A 4,120-nucleotide genomic window follows, 5' to 3' on the forward strand; every position below is an offset into this window, starting at 1 on the left:
CGTGGGCCTGGTCCTCTACCGTCAGCTGCCCAAGATCAAGCGCTACCTCGCCTATCTGCCCGAGGGCCCGGTCATGCGCCGAGCTGGTGGCCGGCGCGCCCGGCGAGAACGCGGGCGACGGCGCGGTGTGGCTGCTGCCCGCGAGCGGCGGCGGGCTGCTCGCCGACGGCTCCTGGTCCTACGGCGCCGCCGCGCTCGGCGGCACCGCCCACGGTGCCCGCTTCGGCGCCGTGATCGACGAGTAGGGCCCGCCCGTCCGATCGGCCGGTGTGCCCGCAGGTCGCACGGGTACCCGGGGTGACGGCAAGCGGAATCCGCACAGGGTCGACAGAAGGAGGAGACCCCGGATGACCAACACCAGCGAGACCGGCGACGTCACCGGCACCCGCGACAAGGACTACAACCTGATCTGGTACGTCGAGGCGTGCCTGAGCAACGCCCTGCGCCTGGAGCAGTACATCCAGGACGCCGAGCGCGACAAGGACAACGAGGTCGTGGAGCTCTTCCGCAAGGCACAGTCCGACAGCCGCAAGGGCGCCGAGCTGGGCAAGCAGCTGCTGCGCTCGCGGCTCAACGGCGGCTGACCGCCGCCTCGCTCAGGCGAACCGGGAACCCGGGACCGGCCCGGCAGACCGCACACGCGCCCGTTCGCCGCGCAGCCACGTGCCCCGCACGGCCGTGGCGAACGCGGCGAACTCCGTGTCGCCGTCCGCCGGGCCGTCGCCGTCCCCGGGATCGGGGGACGGGTCCGCCGCGGTGATCCCGGCGGCGATCTCCGCCTCCGGGCGGTCGTCCGCCGGCCCGCGCTCGACCCCGCCGTCCGCACCCTGGCGCAGCTGCGGACCCCACGGCGCCACCACCGACTGGTGCAGCAGAGCGGCGCTGTCCGGGGTGACGGCGGGCGGGTCCGTCCAGCAGCACGCGTGCGCGTGCAGCACCTGACCCGGGGCGCGTTCGAACAGCTCCCCGATCAGCTCCGGCCCGCCGTCGTGCGCCGCCGACCCGTCCAGGTCGTACGCCACGACCACCGTGTCCGCCCGGCCCGCTGCGAACGGCTGCGCCGGCAGGCCCAGCACCTCCGCCGCCGCCAGCCCGAGGATCCGCGAGTCCCGGTCCGGCAGCAGCGACACCGAGCGCGGTCGCACCCCGGTGGCCGCCAGCAGGTCCCGCAGCCGCAGCAGGCCGCGCAGACACTGGTCCGGGGTGTCCTGGAGCCACGCGTACCGGCCGTTCATGCCCGCGTCGAAGCCCCACGGGGAGAGCGTGCCGAGGACCGTGCCGCCGAGGACGTACTGCCAGCCGCGCAGATCGGTGCTGCCGAGGCCGCCCGCCCGCTCGGCGTCGGCGGCCCGCGCCAGCATCCGGTTCTGCCGCTCCCGCGCCGGCCGCCACCGCTCGTCCTCGGGGTCGGGCAGCAGTGCGTGCTGACGCCGGGCCCGCTCCAGGTCGCCCGCCAGCACCGCGTTGAACACCAGCAGATAGCGGTCCGGCCAGTCCGCCAGACGGTCCTCGTGGCGGCCGAGTTCGTCCACCGCCTCGCGGTGCCGGCCCTCGTCCTCGTACGCGGACACCAGCTCCCGCAGCACCGGCAGCGCCCCGCCACTGAGGCGGAGGGCCGCACGCAGCGGGGGAATGGCCAGATCCGGAATCCCGCGCTCCACGCAGGCGTACCCGAAGTCGTGGAGCGTCCGCGGGTCTTCGGGTGCGGCGGCCAGCGCGGCCGAGGCGCGGGCGAGGTCGTCGAACCCGGCCGAGCCCGCCGCCCGCCCCACCACCAGGGCCACCTCACCGAGCGGCTGGTCCTCCCCGGCCGCCCGCACCCGCCGCAGCGCCCCGGGCACGTCCCCGGCGTCCAGGGCCTCCCAGGCGGTGCGCAGTGCGGGGGACGTGGGCCGGGCGGTACGGCGATTCCTGCGCGAGAACATGCCGCAGATCATCACCCGCCGGCCGGCGCGTCCTCAAACGGTTTCCCCGCGCCCCGCCGGCTCAGGGAAGCGGCTGCTCCGCCCAGATCACCTTGCCGTGCGGGGTGTACCGGGTGCCCCAGCGCTCGGCGAGCTGGGCGACCAGGAACAGGCCTCGGCCGCCCTCGTCGGTGCTCGCCGCGTACCGCAGGTGCGGCGAGGTCGTGCTGCGGTCGGACACCTCGCAGATCAGCGTGCGGTCACGCAGCAGCCGTACCCCGATCGGACCGCGCCCGTGGCGGATGGCGTTCGTGACCAGCTCGCTCAGGATCAACTCCGTCGTGAACCCCAGCTCGTCCAGCCCCCAGTCGGCCAGCCGCCGGGTCACCGAGGCCCGCACCTCCGACACGGCCGCCGGGTCGGACGGCACCTGCCACTGCGCGACCCGGTCGTCGCCCAGCACCCGGGTGCGCGCGACGATCAGCGCCACGTCGTCGCTCGGCCGGGCCGGCAGCCGGTCCAGCACCGTACGGCAGGTGTCCTCCGGGGAGGCGCCCCGCGTCCGGAGCAGGGCGTCGCGCAGCAGGCCGAGCCCCTCGTCGATGTCCCGTTCCCGGTCCTCCACCAGACCGTCGGTGTAGAGCACCAGCCGGCTGTCCTCCGGCAGTTCCAGCTCCGCCGTCTCGAACGGCAGCCCGCCCAGGCCGAGCGGCGGCCCCGCGGGCACGTCCAGGAACTCCACGTCCCCGTCCGGACGCACCAGCGCGGGCGGCGGATGGCCGGCCCGGGCCATCGTGCACAGCCGGGACACCGGATCGTAGACCGCGTACAGGCAGGTCGCGCCCGTCACCACGGACGCGCCCGGCGCCGGGATCTCGTCCTGGTCGAGCCGGCCGACCAGCTCGTCCAGCAGGCCCAGCAGTTCGTCCGGCGGCAGGTCCAGCGAGGAGAAGTTGTGCACGGCCGTGCGCAGCCGGCCCATCGTCGCCGCCGCGTGCAGCCCGTGCCCCACGACGTCCCCGACGACCAGGGCCACCCGGGCGCCGGACAGCGGCAGCACGTCGAACCAGTCGCCGCCCACCCCCGACTGGGCCGGCAGATAGCGGTAGGCGAGGTCCAGGGCGCCCTGCTCGGGCAGGCTGCGCGGCAGCAGACTGCGCTGGAGGGTGACCGCCATGCTGTGCTCGCGGGTGTACCGGCGGGCGTTGTCGATCGACACCGCCGCCCGCGCCACCAGCTCCTCCGCGAGGGCCAGTTCCTCCGCGTCGAACGGCTGCGGCTTCTCCGCGCGCCAGAAGTTCGCCACGCCCAGCACCAGATTGCCCGCCCGCAGCGGCACGGTGATCAGCGAGTGGATGCCGTACGCCAGCACCTGGTCGGTGCGCTCCAGGTCCTGCGCCCGCCAGCCGGGCGCGTCGCGCAGCTGCGGCACCACGACCGACTGCCCCGTCGTCAGGGCGCGCGCCTGCGGCGAGGTGGTCACGAACCGGATCCGCTCACCGAGCGGATACAACGGCGAGTCCTTGCGGATGCCCGCGCAGGCCGTGCGGCGCAGTGCCGTCCCCGGCCGCGGCTCCTCCCCGCCGAGCACCGCGTCGAACAGGTCCACCGTCGCGAAGTCCGCGAACCGGGGCACCGCCAGCTCGGCCAGCTCCTCCGCGGTCCGGGTCACGTCCAGGCTCGTGCCGATGCCCACCCCGGCGTCGTACAGCATGTTCAGCCGTTCCCGGGCCACCTCGGCACGGCCCGACAAGGCGCGCAGCTCGGTGGAGTCGCGCAGCGTGGTGACGCTGCCCGCCGGGCCGCCGCGCAGGTCCGTGGGGCGCTGGTTGATCGCCAGCAGCCGGTCCTTGACCAGGTGCACCTCGTCCGTGGCGACCCGCCCCGAGGCCAGCAGCCCCGCGGTCTCGTCGTCCAGGCCCAGCTCCAGCACATGCCGGCGCTCGGCGTCCGCCGGCAGGTCCAGCAGGCGGTGCGCCTCGTCGTTGGCGAGCAGCAGCCTGCCGTCACCGCCGACGATCAGCACGCCCTCCCGGACCGCGTGCAGCACCGCGTCGTGGTGCTCGTACATCCTCGTCATCTCGTACGGTCCGAGGCCGTGCGTCTGGCGCAGCAGCCGCCCCGTGGCGGGCCCCCTCCAGGCCGCCGGGTCGCCCTACACCAAGCTGGTCGAGGGCGCGGTCTTCGGCATCGCGCTCACCCTCGTGATCTTCGCC

The 4,120-nt window shown here is 75.1% G+C and carries 2 protein-coding genes and 2 pseudogenes; 2 read left to right on the top strand and 2 right to left on the bottom strand.

Features of this window, described 5'->3' with window-relative positions:
- Positions 1–77: 77 nt before the first annotated feature.
- Both ABZV94_RS40530 and ABZV94_RS40535 read left to right on the top strand, forming a co-directional pair.
- Positions 78–245: pseudogene (locus tag ABZV94_RS40530) on the top strand (esterase); the annotation flags it as partial.
- A gap of 102 nt (positions 246–347) precedes the next feature.
- Entirely contained in the window at positions 348–584 is a 237-nt protein-coding gene (locus ABZV94_RS40535; protein WP_132785756.1) for a hypothetical protein, read from the top strand.
- Between the two features lie 12 nt (positions 585–596).
- On the opposite strand, the gene ABZV94_RS40540 is transcribed toward ABZV94_RS40535, so the two are convergent.
- On the bottom strand, positions 597–1,925 hold the full coding sequence (locus ABZV94_RS40540; protein ID WP_356349951.1) for a hypothetical protein: 1,329 nt from the start codon (positions 1,923–1,925) through the stop codon (positions 597–599).
- A 61-nt stretch (positions 1,926–1,986) separates the two neighbouring features.
- Positions 1,987–4,023 (bottom strand): annotated as a pseudogene (locus ABZV94_RS40545) (SpoIIE family protein phosphatase); the annotation flags it as partial.
- Between the last annotated feature and the right edge of the window lie 97 nt (positions 4,024–4,120).

The organism is Streptomyces sp. NPDC004658, from assembly GCF_040609555.1.
GTDB lineage: Bacteria > Actinomycetota > Actinomycetes > Streptomycetales > Streptomycetaceae > Streptomyces.